The sequence below is a fragment of the Mycobacterium sp. NPDC050041 genome, from assembly GCF_049541695.1.
Taxonomy (GTDB): Bacteria; Actinomycetota; Actinomycetes; order Mycobacteriales; family Mycobacteriaceae; genus Mycobacterium.
In genome coordinates, this window is record NZ_JBMVDG010000015.1 from 1 (window position 1) to 15,505 (window position 15,505).

26 protein-coding genes are annotated in these 15,505 nt (G+C 66.9%); 20 read left to right on the forward strand and 6 right to left on the reverse strand.

Going from position 1 to position 15,505, the window contains the following annotated elements:
- Positions 1-114: 114 nt before the first annotated feature.
- On the forward strand, positions 115-1,185 hold the full coding sequence (locus ACPCHZ_RS28110; RefSeq protein ID WP_423487754.1) for a tyrosine-type recombinase/integrase: 1,071 nt from the start codon (positions 115-117) through the stop codon (positions 1,183-1,185).
- Here ACPCHZ_RS28110 and ACPCHZ_RS28115 read toward each other — a convergent pair.
- The 6 genes from ACPCHZ_RS28115 to ACPCHZ_RS28140 form a co-directional block, all read right to left on the reverse strand.
- A complete protein-coding gene (locus tag ACPCHZ_RS28115) occupies positions 1,178-1,660 on the reverse strand; it encodes a hypothetical protein (RefSeq protein WP_423487755.1) in 483 nt (160 codons plus the stop codon). The genes ACPCHZ_RS28110 and ACPCHZ_RS28115 overlap by 8 nt on opposite strands.
- Positions 1,660-1,899, reverse strand: a complete 240-nt coding sequence (locus ACPCHZ_RS28120; protein ID WP_423487756.1) for a DUF3263 domain-containing protein — start codon at positions 1,897-1,899, stop codon at positions 1,660-1,662. The genes ACPCHZ_RS28115 and ACPCHZ_RS28120 overlap by 1 nt, the downstream gene beginning before the upstream one ends.
- On the reverse strand, positions 1,887-2,297 hold the full coding sequence (locus ACPCHZ_RS28125) for a hypothetical protein (RefSeq protein WP_423487757.1): 411 nt from the start codon (positions 2,295-2,297) through the stop codon (positions 1,887-1,889). The genes ACPCHZ_RS28120 and ACPCHZ_RS28125 overlap by 13 nt, the downstream gene beginning before the upstream one ends.
- Positions 2,298-2,393: 96 nt before the next feature.
- The gene (locus ACPCHZ_RS28130; protein ID WP_423487758.1) at positions 2,394-3,353 is read right to left on the reverse strand and encodes a DNA adenine methylase; all 960 of its coding nucleotides are present in this window, start codon (positions 3,351-3,353) and stop codon (positions 2,394-2,396) included.
- A 27-nt stretch (positions 3,354-3,380) separates the two neighbouring features.
- Positions 3,381-4,847, reverse strand: coding sequence for a hypothetical protein (locus ACPCHZ_RS28135; protein WP_423487759.1), 1,467 nt, complete (start codon positions 4,845-4,847; stop codon positions 3,381-3,383).
- Positions 4,844-5,509 carry a hypothetical protein gene (locus tag ACPCHZ_RS28140; protein ID WP_423487760.1) on the reverse strand — a complete coding sequence of 222 codons (666 nt, stop codon included), beginning with the start codon at positions 5,507-5,509 and terminating at the stop codon, positions 4,844-4,846. The genes ACPCHZ_RS28135 and ACPCHZ_RS28140 overlap by 4 nt, the downstream gene beginning before the upstream one ends.
- Before the next feature lie 226 nt (positions 5,510-5,735).
- On the opposite strand from ACPCHZ_RS28140, the gene ACPCHZ_RS28145 reads away from it, so the two are divergent.
- The 19 genes from ACPCHZ_RS28145 (at position 5,736) to ACPCHZ_RS28235 (ending at position 15,337) form a co-directional block, all read left to right on the forward strand.
- Positions 5,736-6,011, forward strand: coding sequence for a helix-turn-helix transcriptional regulator (locus tag ACPCHZ_RS28145; RefSeq protein ID WP_423487761.1), 276 nt, complete (start codon positions 5,736-5,738; stop codon positions 6,009-6,011).
- Positions 6,008-6,244 (forward strand): helix-turn-helix domain-containing protein, encoded by a 237-nt coding sequence (locus tag ACPCHZ_RS28150; RefSeq protein ID WP_423487762.1) that lies wholly within the window; start codon positions 6,008-6,010, stop codon positions 6,242-6,244. Before ACPCHZ_RS28145 ends, ACPCHZ_RS28150 begins: the two co-directional genes overlap by 4 nt.
- 182 nt (positions 6,245-6,426) lie before the next feature.
- Entirely contained in the window at positions 6,427-6,579 is a 153-nt protein-coding gene (locus ACPCHZ_RS28155; RefSeq protein WP_423487763.1) for a hypothetical protein, read from the forward strand.
- A 68-nt stretch (positions 6,580-6,647) separates the two neighbouring features.
- Entirely contained in the window at positions 6,648-7,010 is a 363-nt protein-coding gene (locus ACPCHZ_RS28160; protein WP_423487764.1) for a DUF732 domain-containing protein, read from the forward strand.
- 235 nt (positions 7,011-7,245) lie between these two features.
- Positions 7,246-7,431, forward strand: coding sequence for a hypothetical protein (locus tag ACPCHZ_RS28165; RefSeq protein ID WP_423487765.1), 186 nt, complete (start codon positions 7,246-7,248; stop codon positions 7,429-7,431).
- Entirely contained in the window at positions 7,428-8,351 is a 924-nt protein-coding gene (locus ACPCHZ_RS28170; protein ID WP_423487766.1) for a hypothetical protein, read from the forward strand. Before ACPCHZ_RS28165 ends, ACPCHZ_RS28170 begins: the two co-directional genes overlap by 4 nt.
- On the forward strand, positions 8,351-9,625 hold the full coding sequence (locus ACPCHZ_RS28175) for a hypothetical protein (RefSeq protein WP_423487767.1): 1,275 nt from the start codon (positions 8,351-8,353) through the stop codon (positions 9,623-9,625). Before ACPCHZ_RS28170 ends, ACPCHZ_RS28175 begins: the two co-directional genes overlap by 1 nt.
- 1 nt (position 9,626) lies before the next feature.
- Entirely contained in the window at positions 9,627-10,067 is a 441-nt protein-coding gene (locus tag ACPCHZ_RS28180) for a hypothetical protein (protein WP_423487768.1), read from the forward strand.
- Positions 10,064-10,423 (forward strand): hypothetical protein, encoded by a 360-nt coding sequence (locus ACPCHZ_RS28185; protein ID WP_423487769.1) that lies wholly within the window; start codon positions 10,064-10,066, stop codon positions 10,421-10,423. The genes ACPCHZ_RS28180 and ACPCHZ_RS28185 overlap by 4 nt, the downstream gene beginning before the upstream one ends.
- Positions 10,420-10,650, forward strand: a complete 231-nt coding sequence (locus ACPCHZ_RS28190) for a hypothetical protein (protein WP_423487770.1) — start codon at positions 10,420-10,422, stop codon at positions 10,648-10,650. The genes ACPCHZ_RS28185 and ACPCHZ_RS28190 overlap by 4 nt, the downstream gene beginning before the upstream one ends.
- Positions 10,651-10,726: 76 nt before the next feature.
- Positions 10,727-10,966, forward strand: a complete 240-nt coding sequence (locus tag ACPCHZ_RS28195; protein ID WP_423487771.1) for a hypothetical protein — start codon at positions 10,727-10,729, stop codon at positions 10,964-10,966.
- A 232-nt stretch (positions 10,967-11,198) separates the two neighbouring features.
- Positions 11,199-11,735, forward strand: a complete 537-nt coding sequence (locus ACPCHZ_RS28200; protein ID WP_423487772.1) for a hypothetical protein — start codon at positions 11,199-11,201, stop codon at positions 11,733-11,735.
- Positions 11,728-12,420, forward strand: coding sequence for a molecular chaperone DnaJ (locus ACPCHZ_RS28205; protein ID WP_423487773.1), 693 nt, complete (start codon positions 11,728-11,730; stop codon positions 12,418-12,420). The genes ACPCHZ_RS28200 and ACPCHZ_RS28205 overlap by 8 nt, the downstream gene beginning before the upstream one ends.
- A gap of 25 nt (positions 12,421-12,445) precedes the next feature.
- Positions 12,446-13,189 (forward strand): hypothetical protein, encoded by a 744-nt coding sequence (locus ACPCHZ_RS28210; protein ID WP_423487774.1) that lies wholly within the window; start codon positions 12,446-12,448, stop codon positions 13,187-13,189.
- Entirely contained in the window at positions 13,179-13,568 is a 390-nt protein-coding gene (locus tag ACPCHZ_RS28215) for a plasmid mobilization protein (RefSeq protein ID WP_423487775.1), read from the forward strand. Before ACPCHZ_RS28210 ends, ACPCHZ_RS28215 begins: the two co-directional genes overlap by 11 nt.
- The gene (locus tag ACPCHZ_RS28220) at positions 13,565-13,711 is read left to right on the forward strand and encodes a hypothetical protein (protein ID WP_423487776.1); all 147 of its coding nucleotides are present in this window, start codon (positions 13,565-13,567) and stop codon (positions 13,709-13,711) included. The genes ACPCHZ_RS28215 and ACPCHZ_RS28220 overlap by 4 nt, the downstream gene beginning before the upstream one ends.
- Positions 13,708-13,923: a hypothetical protein gene (locus tag ACPCHZ_RS28225; protein WP_423487777.1), complete on the forward strand. Its 216-nt coding sequence runs from the start codon at positions 13,708-13,710 to the stop codon at positions 13,921-13,923. Before ACPCHZ_RS28220 ends, ACPCHZ_RS28225 begins: the two co-directional genes overlap by 4 nt.
- On the forward strand, positions 13,920-14,468 hold the full coding sequence (locus ACPCHZ_RS28230) for a crossover junction endodeoxyribonuclease RuvC (RefSeq protein WP_423487778.1): 549 nt from the start codon (positions 13,920-13,922) through the stop codon (positions 14,466-14,468). The genes ACPCHZ_RS28225 and ACPCHZ_RS28230 overlap by 4 nt, the downstream gene beginning before the upstream one ends.
- Positions 14,465-15,337, forward strand: a complete 873-nt coding sequence (locus ACPCHZ_RS28235) for a DUF1922 domain-containing protein (protein ID WP_423487779.1) — start codon at positions 14,465-14,467, stop codon at positions 15,335-15,337. Before ACPCHZ_RS28230 ends, ACPCHZ_RS28235 begins: the two co-directional genes overlap by 4 nt.
- The last annotated feature ends 168 nt before the right edge of the window (positions 15,338-15,505 follow it).

Genomic DNA, 15,505 nt, shown 5'->3' on the forward strand with positions numbered 1-15,505 from the left:
GGGGTTCGAATCCCCTTAGCTCCACTCCTATAACCGCAGATCAGAGCAGTTTTAGCGGAGGTTGAGCCGGAACATCAACACCGGTCATCAACAACCGGCGTAATCTCGGCCGGTATGGCGTCCCTCCGCTTCGCTCACCGCAAAGACGGCAGCGTCTACACGCAGGTGCTGTACCGCCACGACGGCCGCCAACGATCGCTGTCCTTCGACGACCACCAGGCCGCCGTCGACTTCCGCTCGCTGATCGATCAGGTCGGCGTCGCGAAGGCGCTCGAGGTGATCCGCGTCGAGCCCGACGCACCGCGGCGCCTCACCGTCGAGGACTGGCTCACCCACCACATCGACCACCTCACCGGCGTCGACCCCAACACCCTCGCCAAGTACCGTGCCTACGTGCGCAACGACATCGCACCGCTCTTCGGCGCCATGCCCCTGGCCGCGCTCGACCGCGACGACATCGCGAAGTGGGTCAACACCCTCGCCGACGCGGGCGCGGCCGGGAAGACCGTCGCGAACAAGCATGGGTTTCTGTCCGGCGCGCTCAATGCCGCCGTCGCGGCCGGCCACATCCCGGCCAACCCGTGCGACGGCCGCCGCCTCCCCCGGACCGAGCAGCAGGAGATGGTTTTCCTCACCCGGGAGCAATTCGGCGCGCTGCACGACGCCACCACCGCGCACTGGCAGCCGCTCGTCGAATTCCTCGTCGCGTCCGGGTGCCGGTGGGGTGAGGCCGCGGCGCTTCAACCCGGCGACGTCGACCGCGCCCAGTCGACGGTGCGGATCACGAAGGCGTGGAAGTACGGCAGCGGCGGATACCGCCTGGGCCCGCCGAAGACCCGGAAGTCGAAGCGCACCATTAACGTCCCGGCGACCGTGCTCGACAAGCTCGACTACACGGGGGAGTGGTTGTTCACCAACCGCGCCGGTGGCCCGGTCCGCGCGCACGGCTTCACCCGCCGCGTCTGGGCGCCGGCCGTCAAGCGCGCCGCCCTCGACCCGACACCGCGCATCCACGACCTGCGCCACACCTGCGCCTCGTGGATGATTGCCGCCGGCGTGCCGCTCCCGGTGATCCAGCAGCACCTCGGCCATGAGTCGATCCAGACCACAATCGGCGTGTACGGGCATCTCGACCGGCGGTCGTCGCAGGCCGCCGCCGACGCGATCAGCGCCATGCTCAGCTGAGCGTCGCCCACCCTGTCGCAACCTGGATGTGCTGGCCGTGCCGTTTAATCGCCGACCACTCTTGCCAGTCCGCGTACGGAAGCTCTTCGTCGTTCTCGTCGCTGATTGTGGTGTACCAGTCACCGCGGCCACTGTGATCGTGGCTGATGAAGACGCCTGCGAGGTAGTGACCTGCGATCGAGAAGCGAACCACGGCCAGGTGCTTGCGCACCCGGGGATCACGGCTGCCGACGCTGTCCCACGCCGTGACAACCTCGAACTGGCGAACCTGGGGCGCCAAGTGCCGCCAAGTCTCAATCTCACGGATGTCCCACATACCAGGCAGCCGTTCCTCGCCCGGCTCAAGCTCCAAGCCGCCGCTCGACGTTGTCTCCCAACGCTTTCCCCTACGCACGGCGACGTACCAGTAGCCCCGCTGACCTCCCATGTGGAAGCGCACCACGGAGCCGTCAGGCGGCTCGACAGGAATGCTCATCACCGCAGACTATGCAGCGGACGAGCTTCCCCTGCGGCAATCCGGCGCAACCGATTCACCGTCAGCGGGTCGTACGCGAGCGCAGTTTCCCGGGTAATCAAGCGGTTCAGCAGCTGGTAGTAGCGCACCGCGCCCAACCCGAGCTGCTTATCGATCGCCGCCTCCTTTCCACCGCCCGTCGCGTACCAGTCCGCCTCGAGGTCGAGCATCGCTTGCTCGCGTTCGGTCAGGGAATCCACAGCCATTGGTCCTCCAGGTGGTGTTCGAGCTCGGCGACCTCGAGGGGGTCGAGCGTCGTCATGCGGGTCTGCAAAGTGGGTTCGTCGACCCAAAGGTGGTCGGCGAGCTCTGCCGGGTGGCGGGTCCAGCGCAGTGCATCGACGAGCGCCGGCGTCGTGATGAGTCGGCGCGCGGCGATCTCATCGACCAGGCGCTCTTCGCGCGCCGCTGCGATCGGTTCCACCGGCATCGGGCCGCGCTCGCGGTGCACCAGCTCGTGCGTCAGTGTGCAGCGCCGTTCGGCCTGGGTCAGGGTTGCGCACAGCCAGATGCGCCGGCCGAGTTGCAGCCCCATGATCCGGTCGGGAAGCGGGTACCGGCAGACGACGTCGACATCAGCGTGATGGTCGCGAAGCATCCGCCACGGATGCCACCGGTGTTCCCCCATGACGACGGACGGTAGGCGAGCGGTCTGACAGACAGAGCTCTGATCAGGAATTACATCGGTGGAACTTCACGCGACCACCCAACGCCCTCGTGCTGTGGCCAACACTTGGAGGTCGTCGGGGACGAAGAGGTTGTCCGCAAACACGACGAACTCGGTGCCGACGTGGTTCACCTGGGCGGTGTGTTTGATGTCAAACTCCGCACACCGCAGATTGACATACAGCTCGTCGGTGACCCTGTCGTCGGAGTCGTAGGTCAGGAACCAGTTCAATGGTGATCGTCGCAGTTTCTCGGCGAGGTCTCGATGGTCGGCCTCGCTGAGCTTGTCGAGGTAGAGCTTGTCGCCTTGCCCGAGGTATGGGGGGTCAACGTATGCGACGAGCTCGCGTCTGTGAGGCGTCAGCAGGTCCAGGAAATCGCGCGCATCGAGCTCTGTGAGCTGAACGCGACGGCGGAAGGATCCGACGAAGCTGATCCGTTCGGCGAGCTCGGACCGATTGAATCGCGCGTCGATCCCCCATTGGCCGGTCTGCTCGAGTCCGCCGATGGGCCGAGCCGACAGAATGCCGGACCGATTACAACGGTTCAGGAAGAAGGTCGCGAACCCGAGGTCTAGATCGCTGTGCCGCTTCGGCGACAGGTAAATCTCACGTGCCGAATGCCAAGCGTCGATCGACAACTCTGCGTCCTCGACGAGCCGGACGAATCGTTTCGTCTGGTTGAAGACGCATCGCCAGAATGCCGCGATTCCTGGATCGAGGTCGTTGATGTGAATGAGGTCCACGTGCTCGCCGACGAGAAGAGTGAGGGCGCTGCCGGCTCCACCGGCGAATGGTTCGGCGTACCGCCTCGCCCGAGGACGTTGTACCGCGAGTAGCTGCGCCGCGAAAGGGGCGATGCGTGCCTTCCCGCCTGGATAGCGAAGCGGACTGATGTAGCGCCTCATCGGCTCAAATGCATTGTGCAGAGCAGGTATTCGCGTCGCTTCATTGTTTCGATGGTAGCAGCGATCAGCATCGGTGGCCACCCCCGGCGCGTGCGATCTCCTTGGCCTTCAGAGCATCTCCGAGTCGAGGCGTTCCAGGACCGCGCGGTAGCTGCTGCTCAGTGCACGAACGTCTGTCACGCCCGCTGTCTGAATGAAGCTGTGGACGTACCCGTTCATCAAGTCCACTCCCAAGCCGTTGCTGGCGTTGTCCTTCTGACTGTCCATCCAGGCCGCTGCAAGTGCGGGGTCGCGATTGACTGAGTGTGCAATCTGGGGGTCAAGGTGCAGGAGAACAGCTTTGAGCTTGTTTCGCAGCGTCTTCTGTCCAGTAACCGTTAGCCCCAGCTTGTCGATCGCCTCCGTCGCACACAGTTCCACAATGACGCGGACCATCACACCGGCAACCGCCGGCACATCTGCGATCTCGAGCTGCTGTGCCTGCTCCAGCGTTTTGGACGTACGCAGACTGAAGTTGGCGAGCTTGAGGCTCTGGAAAATCCGACGTTCCTCTTTCGGAAGCCGCCGACGCGGCGCCGGCGGTACCGGAGGCGTCGGGGTCGCCGGCGTCGCGGGAGTTGGTCCCGGAGGAGCTGAGGGAGCTGGTGTCGGCGACGCGCCGGAACCGGGCGCTGAAGGCGCCGGTGCTGCAGGCGGCGAGACGATGAGGTCGGCGTGGTTCGAGATATAGTCCTCGAAATCTGGGCTCGAGTAGATGTCTTGCGCTCGCAGGCCCTCTGACACATCGAAGATCATCTGCCGGAACGCGGCGTGAACCTCAGCATCTGGCCCGACGATCCGGATGGTCCCCCGGTCGATGGTGTAACCGAACGACTCTTGCATGGCTGTCGGTGTGACGAGTCGACCCAATGTTGTTGGCCGGGCCCGGATTCGCTTTCCATCGCGATTGTTCCCGCCGCGGAAGATTACGTTGAGCTGTCGCTCCAGCTCGCTATCGCCGGGGTGCGCCGCGAGCATGAGGTCCCTGACCTGCATGGCCAAGTCGGTTTGAGAGCCGGGAGCTCGAGAGAACCGGTTGGACATGTCACTAGTCCAGGGGATAACACCCCGGCCGCCCATCTCTCCGTTGTGTCGCAACTCGATCCAGTGGCGTGCATCTTCGCGGGTGTCGAACAGGTTGCAGCCGACGGCATCGGGGCCAGTGCCGTTCGCGGCGATAGCCTCTACTCGGCGCCTCAGTCGAGGATCGTCCACCAGATCAGGGGACTTCAACATCCGAAGAGCGGCAACGCGCCGATTGCCCTCCACGACCACGTAGGACCCGTCTTCGATGATGACACCGGGAATCTCGAATGGGCTGAGGCTGGCGGACTCCGAGATGTCCCTCGCCAGGGCGATCATCTTCTCGGCGTCGAGCTCGAGAAGCGCATTGATCGCCTCTCGCGAGGTGTCAGTCACCTCCTCGAGCCGAGGGTTCTTCGAGTCGAGCATGAGATCGGCCCACGAGAGCTCGATCATCTTGGACTGTCCGATCTCTACGACATCCGCGCCAAGAGCGTCGGTGCCTTCATTCATCTTGAGTCCCCCGGGTGGTCTTGAACCTCGTCATCGTCGGCTTCGCCATGCTCGGCCAGGCCCTTGCGGTAACCGCGCGGCGCGGTGCGGGCGGCTACCGGATCCTCAGCACCGCTGTCGGCATTGCCGACGTCAGGCGGCGCGTCGGCGACGGCAAACGACCGATCCAACCGAGCAATAATCGCCGTCGCTGCAGCGTCCCGTGGCCGTTCGATGGCCGCTTCTGGATCCCAGGGCGGGTACCACCCGGCCCGCCCCATACGGAACTCAACCATCTGCTGAGCCATGTCTTCGAGTTCGCGGGCCGCGGCGTTGGGGGTGATGCCTCGAAGCCGCGCGTAGCGGTCGGTCAGCAGGAGGAGTCGCTCGCGAGCGGCGTGCCATTCATCGAAGGCGTCTTCGTACTCGCCCCATTCGCGTGTCCGCGCAGCGGCGGCGGCGAATACCGCGGACTCCGGCTCTCCCGCCAGATGCGCAATGGCCTTGAGGACGGAGGTCGTCGGTTCCGAGCTGTAGTCGCCGCGACGGATCCGGTTGATCGTCGAGTGCGAGATGTCGTAACCGTCGGCGGCGGCGATCTCGGACAGCCGGCGGCCGGACAGCGCGTTGCGACGCTTCATCGCTATCCGAACGAAATCGGCCAGGCTCCTGGTGTCACTCACGCAAGGATCGTCTCCGCCAATCGTTTGATCGTGTCAGTGTCGGGAACAAATTCTATGACAAGTGGTTCATGAGTCACTGCTAGTCAGGGCAGAGAAAGTCCACTCGTCGACTTGACGAGTAGTTGACTCATGACTCATGATCCACTTGTCAACCTGACGAATGGAGTTCAAGATGGTCACCACACGCCCTCGACGGCGCCCACCGACGAAGCGACGGGAGTATTGGATGCGGGTCACTGATCCGGCCAGAGTCCGGCGGCAGCGGAAGTACAAGCGGTACTCGCAGCGCGAGCTCGCGTTCCTTGTGCGGCGCACGCAGTCGACGATCTACTTGATCGAAACGGGCAAGCTGCGCGATATCAGCGAAGACCTGGCCCTCGCGATCGCTGCGCGTCTTGACGTGCCGTGGGAGGACCTTTTCGAGGCCCGTGAGTCTTCTTCCGTACCCGGACTGACTCATGACTCATCGGATGTGAAGCACATCGAAGAGGTGCCCGCATGACCGTGCCGCAGACTTATTCACTCGCCGAAGCGGCTCGACTCATGGGCTGCACAGAGCGGTGGCTGGCGGATCAGCTTCGTGCCCGCCGATTTCCGGGTCGCAAAATCTGCCGGCAGTGGCGGATGACCGATGCCGACATCGAAGCCGCGACCGACGCCTGCCGCGAGGCGCCGGTGGGGGAGCGAGTTGTGTCGGCGATGACGGCCACGAGCCGGAAGCGGCTCAGCGCGTGACGGCTCGGCGCGGCATCCCGGACCCAGGCCGCGCGTCGAAGGTCGTCCCCCTAGCGACCCGACGCGCACCGTCCGCTGCTGGGGAAGCAGCGGGCACCCCGCCGGCGGCGGTCGACCCCAACCCCCCGGGTCCCGCCGCCGGCACCGGGGCAGGACCGATCGACCCTGCGTTCATCAACGCCATGGACTGCATCTTTGCCTGCGGCGCACAGCATGCCGTCGCCGACCTTCTCCGTGGGATCGCCGAGGCGCTGTCCCCATCCGATCCCGATGAGCTGAGCGCCGCCGTCGAGCGCGTCGGCCGCCAGCTCGACCAGAAGTTCCCCCGCAAGTAGTACGGCCGCCACCCCATGCCCGGGGCGACGGCCGCGACACCGATAGGAGATCAATCCCGATGCCAACCATGAGTCTATCCACCAGGCGGCTACTCGCCGCGATCGCCGCGGGCGGTGTCCTCGCCGCTGTCGGAACCGCCTGGGCCGCAGACGCGCACGCCAGCCCCGAGACGAACTACCTCGACTCGCTCAACGCGGCCGGGCTCACGATCTACGACACCAGCGCCGCCCTGGCGATGGGCCACCAGATCTGCGCCGCGTTCAACACGACCACTGGTGACGTTGTCGCGCAGAACCTGTTCGCCAACACGACCTGGGCTGACGTCCCGAACCTCGAGACCGCCAACACCATCGTCGTCCTCGCCGGACTGAACCTGTGCCCGTGGCACTTCCACCCGGAACGGGCTCGCGGCGGACAGGTGGTCACCTAATGAACGGTCCGCTGCATCCCGACATTGCCGACATCTGGTCGCCCGCAGACGCTATCGCGCTCGGGCGTCGAACCGCGAGGGACCAGCCCCACCCGGGGAATCCGACTGAGCTACCACCTGTCGTCGACACTCCCAGCCGCGGTGGTCGCGTGATCGCCGCGCTCCGTGAGTGGCTCTGGGCGCCCCTGCTCATCGCCGCCGCCATCCTGCTGCCCGGCCTCGCGGTGATCCTTCCGTGAAGCACCTCCGTCGCCGCTGCCCGGTCTGCTGGCGCCGCGTCCAGCCCACCGTGCACCGATCCATCGAAGGGCACTGGGACTCCGCCGGCCGCGACGTCTGCCCCGGATCCGGAGAGCCCTACCGCATCACCCTCACCAGCAAGCCCCAGCCCATCCACGTCCAGGAGTACGCCGCCGCATGACCACGCCCACCCTCGGCCAGGACGCCGTCGACGTCAAAGGCCCCGACGACGACGACCTCACCCTCTGGTCCGTCACCACCATCATCGGCGTCATCGACAAACCCGCTCTCCTCTACTGGGCCGCCGAGCAGACCGCCAACGCCGCCATCGACTCCGTCTCTACCTGGCAGGCCATGGCCGACGACGAAGGCCGCGACGCCGCCGTGAAGTGGTTGCGCGACGCGCGATTTCGCCGTCCCAAGACCCGTCTCTCCGATGCCGCGCTCGGCTCGGTCAACCACAAGGTCTGCGAGACCTACGCCCTCACCGGCCAGAAACCTACGAAGGACTTCGTCACTGAGCTGATCGTCGCCGAGGGCGGACCGAACGTCGACGTCGACGCCGAAGTGAAGACCGTCGGCATCATGCTCAACCAGTTCGACGGCTGGCTGCAACGCTTCACGCCGAGCTACCAGGCCACCGAGGTGTGCGTCTACAACCCGACCTACGGGTACGCCGGCCAGGCCGACGCATTCCTCACTATCGACGGTGTCCGGTTCATCGCCGACTACAAGTCGACCCGCAATCCCCGGGACTCGCAGGGCCGTCCGAAGACCCCGTACCCCGAGCAGGTCGGGCTGCAGCTCGCCGCCTATCGCAACGCGGAGTACGCCGCGGTGTGGCGGCCGCGCCGGTTCGAGAAGTGGCGGCGCCGCTACTACCTGCTCGGCGCGACCGAACGCGAGCTCGCCGTGCCGGTGCCGGAGGTCGACACCGGATTGGTCATCCAGATCACTCCGGAGGCGTGCGAGTCCTACCCAATTCGGTGCGACGAGGAAGTGCACGAGGCGTTCCTGTACGCGCTCGAGGTCTTCCGGTGGGTGCAGGAAACCAGCAAGACCGTCATGACCGACCCGCTCGTCCCGGCAGGAGACCACTGATGATCATCGAACTGCAGCGCCGCCTCGCCGAGATCGGCCGCATCCGGATCGGCCAACAGGTCGCGTCGGGCAACGGCCGCGGCAAGCGTCCCGCCAAGCTCAGCACCTTCCGGCTCACCAGCGCGGACCGCAATCGCATCCACCAGGCCGCGCTCCTGTACGGCGGCACACCATCGGAATGGGAAGCGCCCGCCGGCAACCAGTGGGAGATCGTCACCGAGACTGACGCCCTCAACGTCATCGTCCCCCCGTCCGACATGGCGTTCTCCCAGCACTACGAACTGTGGTCCGGCGGCGGCTGCCAACGCCGCTGCGACGGCGTCAACGAATCCATCAACCAGGGCCAGTGCATCTGCGACCCCGAGAAGCGCGAATGCTCAATCCACACGCGGCTGTCCGTGATGCTGCGCGACCTGCCCGGCCTCGGCGTCTGGCGCATCGACACCAGCGGCTACTACGCCGCCGTCGAGCTCCAGGGCGCCGTCGAAGTCGTGCAGATGGCCGCCGGCCGCGGCCAGATGCTCCCAGCCCGGCTCCGTCTCGAGCAGCGGATGATCAAGCGCGCGAACCAGGGCACGAAGCGGTTCGCGGTCCCGGTCCTCGACATCGAGGTGTCTCCGGCGCAGCTGCTCGGTGGCGGCGCCGCGGCGATGCTCGCCGGGCCGGACGGGCAGCCCGGCACGTTGGCGATCGAGCCACCCCGCCAAGGTGCAATCGACGGATCGTCCCCGCTCACCCCGGTGCCGGAGTCGGTCCCGGAAGCGCCGGCCGCCTCCGTCGCCGAGCAGGCCACCGCGACGAAAGAACGCAAGCCCCGGAAGAACTCCGCTCAGCCAGTGCCGCGGACTGGGGTGAAGCCGCGCACCGCGGCCCAGGCCGCCGCGAAGCGCCCCGACGATATCCCACCGCCGGATGAGCCCCCGCCGCCCGACGACGAGCGGCCGCCGCTGCCGATCGATCCACCGAAGGATCCGGAAGGGCCCGCGACCACCGCGCAGAACCGGAAGATGCACGCCCTGTTCCGCGACCACCAGCTCACCGAACGCGACGACCGCCTGGTCGTCACCAGCCACATCCTCGGCTTCAAGGTCGACACCAGCTCCGGCCTCACCCTCGCCGAAGCGTCCACCGTGATCGACACCCTGCAGAACTGGCTCGACGGCCACGACGGCAAGGGCAACCGCGTCGACGCCGACGAGACGCTCCGCGAAATCCTCAACGCCGCCGCCCTGGCGGCGGAATCCTCAACGCCCGCAGAAGAACAGGAGAAGTGACATGGCCGAGGTCAAGAAGAAGCCGCAGGAGTTGAAGTCGACCAACGCGCTCGACGACGTCCACGACCCGGACCAGCCGCAGCCCGCAGAGAAGGCCACGCTGAAGCTGTCGGGCGCCGCGGTCGCCACCGTCGACAACCCGCCGGCGATGGGCGGCCGCATCATCCTGATGACCGAGCTCGAGGTCATCGACGTCGGCGTCCGCTCCACCGACGGCGGACAGACCCTGACCCCGTACCGGATCTGTCGGCGCGTCGGCGACATGTGGCGCCACGGCGAGGAGCGCCCGCCGGTGCAGAAGACGAAGACCGAGATCGCCGCGGAGAAGGCGAAAGCTGAGGCCGACGCGAAGGCGGAGGCGGAGAAGAACCAGCCGCCGCTGTACGAAGACGCGCCCGCGGCCGACGCCGGCCGCCCGGACTTCTCGGACGGTGAAGCGTGACCGACTCGTCGACCACCCTGAACCTGCCGCTGGCCCGAAAGGTGCTCGAGCACCTCGAAGCCCACCCTGACGAGCACGATCAGCGGCACTTCGGATACCGCACCCCGTGCGGCACCACACTGTGTATCGCAGGCACCGCGCTCATGCTCAACGGCGACCCTATCCATTGGAGCGATCAGGGCTACCTCACGAACGGTCCAGGCACCTCGGCCGCGGACGAACTGGACGTGCGCGCCGCCGCGGTGCTCGGCCTCAGCAGGATCCAAGCCGCGGAGCTGTTCTACGAGGCGGAGAACCGGCCCGCGCTGGCGATGCTGCGCGCGCACATCGCCGTCGCCGAGCGAGCACAGTCATGATCCGCATAGACGTCAAACCCCGCTCCGACAACAAGTTCGACATCTACGTCACCGACGACAACGGCACGCCACTGCTCAACTCGTCGCAGGGCTACGCGAACGTGGAAGACGCCGAGTGGATCGTCCGCCGACTGTTCGGTCGAGTTGCTGCCACCGGTGAGCCGCAGACCGTCGCGCTGCGCGTCGAGTACCGCAACGGCAAGACGAAGACGGAGCAGCTGCGGTGAGCCAGGCCGAGATCATCACCTACAGCATCATCGGTGCCCTGGCAGTCATCGCCCTCGTCGCCGCGGTGGCCAGCCGATGACGAACGCAGTCGGCTTCATTGTCCAATGCGAGGTCTGCCCCCAGAAGGCGATCCTCGCCGAGCAGCCGCAGCAACCCGGCCGCGGTTACCTCTGCCCGCGCTGCCTGGCATCTGGCTTCGGTGACGTCGATGTGGCCGCAGCCGAACCGATCTCGCAGGTCCGCGCTGCGCTGACTTGCAGCGGACTACTAGACGCCGACGACGACGCCTACATGCTGAGGCAGGCCCAGGGATGATCGTCGAGACCAAGATCCTCTGCAACACGTGCGGCGAGTGGGCACCGGAACCGTACCGCCGCGGCCGCTGCGCACGCTGCACCGGCGCCCTCGTCGGCGAAATACGCGTCTGCTGCGGTGACTGCGACCGCTTCCCGTGCGAATGCCCACACGTCGACGACGCCGACATGCCCTGGCTCAGCGGATGCGAAGGCGGCGAACCGATCGCGCGACCCACTCTGCGGATCGTCGCATGACCGCCCCAGACCGCGCCGCCGTCGAGCGCCTGCTCGACCGACGCCTGCTCGACTGGCAGTGGAACGCGCTCCTCGGCATCCTCGGACACCTGCCGACCACCGCGCCCAGGCCGCCAGCGCCGAAACCGCCGTCACCGCGGTACCGCGCCCAGGACGCCAATCACCGCACCTGCGAGATTTGCGGACGCACCGGCTCGCGTCGCTTCGTGCAGACGGCGACCGGCTGGCGGTGCTCACCGACCGCCACCGCGTGCACCGGCAACCGCGGCAGTGACATTCCCGCGAAAGATATTCAGCCGAATGTCACACCCGAGGAATCGCCGCAGGTAGACGCCTCAGATCCGGTCGAAAAAGTGGACACCCCGCCGGTACCAGCCTCACGCCCCGCCGCGCTCACCGCCAACGTCACCGCCCGCTGCCAAGACTGCACCCGCACATGGACACTCAGCGGCCGCCTCCTCGACTCCGCCGTCGAAATGCACGAGCTGAAGCACGGCCACATCGTCAACGTCTACGAGGACGCCCATGCCTGACTACCCGCCGAACATGACGCTCCGGCCGCTCGAGCAGTGGCCACGCGACGAGCCCACCACCACACGCCCACGGTCCCCGTTCTCGGCCGGCTGGTCCGACACCATCGGCATCCTGATGACCGAGCTCCGCCAGCTCGGCCCAAACCCGCGCGGGCCCGCCTGGTCACGCGCGTCCTTCCCGCCCTCGGTGCTGCAGGTCGCGATCCGCGAGAAGGACTTCCGCATCAGCGACGGCATGCCCCGCGCAAACGCCGTCCCCACGCACCCCGGCGTCATCCTGAACATCGAATCGCGCCTCGGGCCGCTGTCGTACCCGTGCGACAAGTTCGACCGCTGGCAGGACAACCTCCGCGCGATCGCACTCGGCCTGCGCGCCCTGCGCTCGGTCGACCGGTACGGCATCACCCCGGGCAACGAGCAGTACCGCGGGTGGCAGGCCATCGAGGCGAAGCCTGCCGTCGACGCCACCGCGGCGGCGTGCGCGCTGCTGGCCGCCGTGGCGTGGCCGAACGAGCGGCCGGAGTACCGCGATGAGTGGGCGCCGAAGATCGCCCGAGACTGGCGAATCGGCCGGAACACCGCGCGCAAAGCGCTGGCCAACGCGCACCCCGACCGCCACGACGGTGACCGCACGCTCTACGACCAGGTCGAGCAGGCCGTCCGGCTGCTGGAGCTGCGGCCATGACAGATCCCAAGGAGGCGACAGCGTAGTGCCCCACTTCCGCGTCGACGACGCACTCCACTCACACCCCAAAGCGCAACGCGCCGGCGACGAGGCCATGGGCATGTGGACACGCGCCGGCAGCTACTGCATGGCCTACCTCACGAACGGTTTCGTGCCCGAATGGTGGGTCAAACAGCAGCCGAAAGGCACCCAAAAAGCACGAAAACTCGTCGCAGTCGGCCTCTGGCACGACGGTGCGGAACAAGACGGTGAGAAGGGCTACCAGTTCCACGAATTCGTTGGCCCCGGACGCCAGGACTCACGAGAGAAGATCGAGGCAGACCGCGAATTGGCGCGGAAACGAAAGGAGAAGTCACGCAGGGAGTCACAGCGTGACAACCCCCGTGACGACCAGCGTGACACCCCCCGTGACGGACGGGGGGAGTCACGGCGAAAGCCCGGGTATACCCAACCCAACCCAACCCAACCCATAACTACTTCAGGGGTCAACTCTGGGGGGGAACTCACGCAAGTAGGGCCACCGAACCCCCACTGCCCCCGCCACCCCGACGGCACCGACCGGCCCTGCGGCGCCTGCGCTGAAGCGCGGCGCGCCACCGAGGACTGGCACGCCCAGCACCTCGCCGCCGAACTCGAACACCGCCGCCAGGCCAAGGCCGACCGTGACGCATGCCAACTCTGCGACGGCAACGGCATGCGCGAACTCCCGAGCGGCCGACTGGCCCGCTGCAACCACGAACCCGTCGAGGTGACCAACCATGCCGGCTGACCCCCGCGACCCGCACGCCGAAGAGCGCCGCCAGGACCGCATCCGCCGCTACGACGAAGCGATGATCGAGAACGGCCACCGCGACGAAACCCACCTCACCGCGCAGGCCATCGCGGACTGCCCGATGTGCGACGAAGACGGCTACCGCGGACTCGGGGTGTGCGACCACCGCGATCACCACGAGTCGACGTCCCGCGGCCGTGCCGCCGTGCAGGCCGTCCTCGATCGCCGACCACGCTCCGAGAACCGGCAGCGCACCGAGCTCGTCGCTCTACGCCTGCTGCCCGGTGAGCACCAGGCCGTGCAGGCCGCCGCGATCCAGGCAGGCGTCAGCGTGTCGCAGTTCATCCGCGACGCAGCCCTCGAGGCGGCCCGGTGAGCAAGGAGTCGAAGGGCCGCGACCGCTGGAACCAGTTGGGCACCAGCCGCTACCAAGACGTCTGCCCCGGCTGCGGGTTCTACCTCGCCGCCAACGGCCACCACCGCGACGACTGCACACGGCCCCAGGAGAACCGCGCATGAAGCTCGCCGAGATCCTTGCCCAGCACGCGCCATACCTGTCGAAGAACAGCGCTAACAAGCTCTGCCTGCGCTGCCTCGATGACACCGCCGACGGCGAATTCGAGACTGTCGAGGCGTGGGCCGAGCACGTAGCTCGTGAAGTCAGGCGCGCCGGATACGCGCGAACCAGCGCCAGGGTCGAACCCGGGTCGACGCAAGGTTCGCTGCTGTGATCGTCGCCGGCATCGACCCCAGCCTCACCAACACCGGCATCGCCGTCCTCATCGACGGCCTACCCGAACTCATCACCAGCACCGGCATCGCCTCACACCGCGGCGCCAACCACCAAGCACGCTCACGCCGCATCCGCGCCGTCTGCCACCGCGTCCTCGAACGCCTACCACTGCACCCCGACCTCGTCGTCATCGAAGGCATCCTCGAACACGGCCCGATGCTCCCCTCAGCGATCGACCGCCACCAGCTGTGGGGCGGCATCTACGCCGCCCTCGACCACCGCGGCATCCCCACCGCCGTCATCAACCCCTCCACCCTCAAGGTCTGGACCACCGGCCACGGCCGCGCCGACAAAGCCATGATGCTCAGCACCGTCCGAGGCTGGTGGCCACACCACACCGACATCACCGACCACGACCGCGCCGACGCCCTCGGCCTGGCCGCCATCGGCGCCTACCACCTCGGCGAACCCATGCCCTTCCGCACCAAAGACCGCCACCGCATCGGACTCGAGAAAGTCGCCTGGCCCGAGAGGACCGCATGACCGACTGCCAGCACTGCGGCCGCCCCACCACCCTGTACCTCTGCAACGACTGCACCCAACAGCTCGCCGTCATGCTCGACCAAATCCCATGGCTACTGGACGAACTCGACGCCCGGATTCAGAAACTCGACCGCATTCACCTCGGCACCATCGGCCGCAACCGCCGCCCCGAAGAACTCAACGTCATGGACTTCGACGCCGCCGAAACCGCACGCAAGACCCGAAAGAAGCTCCTGCACTGGGTCACTACTGTCGCCACACGCCACACTGGCCGCCAACCCCCCGGACTTTCCACCGTCGCCACCAAGCAGCTGGCGCTCTGGCTCCGCGCCAACATCGACCACATCGCGCGCCTCGACATCGCAGGCAAGCTCTACAACGACATCGCCCACCTCGTCGGCTCAGACCAACGCGGCGGCCACCTCGTCGCCGCCATCAACCCCACAGAACGCCGATTCGCCGGCACCTGCCCCACCATCCGCGGCCACGACACCGACGGCGAACCCATCGAATGCGGCCACATGCTCTACGCCGACATCGACGAACACACCATCGAATGCCCGTCCTGCCACCAGAAGATCGACGTCGAACGCAACCGCCGCGACGCCGCGGCATCACGAGACCTCCGCACCGTCCCAGAGATCCTCGAGGTACTCGACAACCTCGACGAGTCCGTCGACCCGAAGCGCCTCGACCAATGGATCCAGGCCAAACGTCTTCGGCTCAAGGGCTGGCGGCACGACGGCGCACTCGTCGAGACCCGGGTGAACGAACACTCACACGCCGTCTACAGCCTCGAGCGCGCCCGCAAGCTCCGACGGCGCGATCAGCAGATCGCCTCCATGCGAGCCAAGGTGCGGGCCACATGACCGAACGCAGCAGACACACCCCGCGACCTCGCCAAACCGTAACGGGCTCGCTGACCTGCTACTATCGGTTTTCGTTGGGGCAGAGCTATGCCTAGCGCCCCACCCCGCGTCTGCAACCGGTGCAAAAAGCCCGCTCCCCGTGGACGCCCATGCAGCTGCCGACCAGCC

What these genes read in the sequence shown, in the direction of transcription:
- ACPCHZ_RS28110 (WP_423487754.1), top strand. Translation starts at nt 115, where the DNA reads ATGGCGTCCCTCCGCTTCGCTCACCGCAAAGACGGCAGCGTCTACACG.
- ACPCHZ_RS28115 (WP_423487755.1), bottom strand. Translation starts at nt 1,660, where the DNA reads ATGAGCATTCCTGTCGAGCCGCCTGACGGCTCCGTGGTGCGCTTCCAC.
- ACPCHZ_RS28125 (WP_423487757.1), bottom strand. Translation starts at nt 2,297, where the DNA reads ATGCTTCGCGACCATCACGCTGATGTCGACGTCGTCTGCCGGTACCCG.
- ACPCHZ_RS28135 (WP_423487759.1), bottom strand. Translation starts at nt 4,847, where the DNA reads ATGAATGAAGGCACCGACGCTCTTGGCGCGGATGTCGTAGAGATCGGA.
- ACPCHZ_RS28145 (WP_423487761.1), top strand. Translation starts at nt 5,736, where the DNA reads ATGCGGGTCACTGATCCGGCCAGAGTCCGGCGGCAGCGGAAGTACAAG.
- ACPCHZ_RS28150 (WP_423487762.1), top strand. Translation starts at nt 6,008, where the DNA reads ATGACCGTGCCGCAGACTTATTCACTCGCCGAAGCGGCTCGACTCATG.
- ACPCHZ_RS28155 (WP_423487763.1), top strand. Translation starts at nt 6,427, where the DNA reads ATGGACTGCATCTTTGCCTGCGGCGCACAGCATGCCGTCGCCGACCTT.
- ACPCHZ_RS28160 (WP_423487764.1), top strand. Translation starts at nt 6,648, where the DNA reads ATGAGTCTATCCACCAGGCGGCTACTCGCCGCGATCGCCGCGGGCGGT.
- ACPCHZ_RS28170 (WP_423487766.1), top strand. Translation starts at nt 7,428, where the DNA reads ATGACCACGCCCACCCTCGGCCAGGACGCCGTCGACGTCAAAGGCCCC.
- ACPCHZ_RS28175 (WP_423487767.1), top strand. Translation starts at nt 8,351, where the DNA reads ATGATCATCGAACTGCAGCGCCGCCTCGCCGAGATCGGCCGCATCCGG.
- ACPCHZ_RS28180 (WP_423487768.1), top strand. Translation starts at nt 9,627, where the DNA reads ATGGCCGAGGTCAAGAAGAAGCCGCAGGAGTTGAAGTCGACCAACGCG.
- ACPCHZ_RS28190 (WP_423487770.1), top strand. Translation starts at nt 10,420, where the DNA reads ATGATCCGCATAGACGTCAAACCCCGCTCCGACAACAAGTTCGACATC.
- ACPCHZ_RS28195 (WP_423487771.1), top strand. Translation starts at nt 10,727, where the DNA reads ATGACGAACGCAGTCGGCTTCATTGTCCAATGCGAGGTCTGCCCCCAG.
- ACPCHZ_RS28200 (WP_423487772.1), top strand. Translation starts at nt 11,199, where the DNA reads ATGACCGCCCCAGACCGCGCCGCCGTCGAGCGCCTGCTCGACCGACGC.
- ACPCHZ_RS28205 (WP_423487773.1), top strand. Translation starts at nt 11,728, where the DNA reads ATGCCTGACTACCCGCCGAACATGACGCTCCGGCCGCTCGAGCAGTGG.
- ACPCHZ_RS28215 (WP_423487775.1), top strand. Translation starts at nt 13,179, where the DNA reads ATGCCGGCTGACCCCCGCGACCCGCACGCCGAAGAGCGCCGCCAGGAC.
- ACPCHZ_RS28225 (WP_423487777.1), top strand. Translation starts at nt 13,708, where the DNA reads ATGAAGCTCGCCGAGATCCTTGCCCAGCACGCGCCATACCTGTCGAAG.
- ACPCHZ_RS28235 (WP_423487779.1), top strand. Translation starts at nt 14,465, where the DNA reads ATGACCGACTGCCAGCACTGCGGCCGCCCCACCACCCTGTACCTCTGC.